Source organism: Vreelandella neptunia (assembly GCF_022489065.1).
Lineage (GTDB): Bacteria > Pseudomonadota > Gammaproteobacteria > Pseudomonadales > Halomonadaceae > Vreelandella > Vreelandella neptunia_A.
Map to the genome: position 1 here is coordinate 1 of NZ_JAKVTW010000083.1, position 261 is coordinate 261.

Annotated in this window: 1 pseudogene; it reads right to left on the reverse strand. The window is 53.6% G+C overall.

The annotated features are described in order from the left end of the window. A pseudogene (locus tag MLE19_RS22960) lies at positions 1-230 on the reverse strand (ATP-binding protein); the annotation flags it as partial. Positions 231-261: the final 31 nt, after the last annotated feature.

Sequence of the window (261 nt, forward strand, 5' to 3'; positions counted from 1 at the left end):
AGGGTGAGCGTGAGTGTGGTAGCGGAGACGGCAATATCGCAATTAACGCACCTATTCGCCCATTTGCCAGCGTTATCGAGCACGATGCCTAATATTTCAGAAAAGTCGTGAGCCTCAATAGGCACTAGGTCTTTCTCGCCTGCCGAGTGGGTGAGGTTGAAGATACGCTCAGGGTAAAGGCTGCGGAACATCTCGATGAGTCGTGAACTATCTCGCGTGACGTTCGCCATTCGACCCGCGTTAGGCCCTGCAATACGCGAG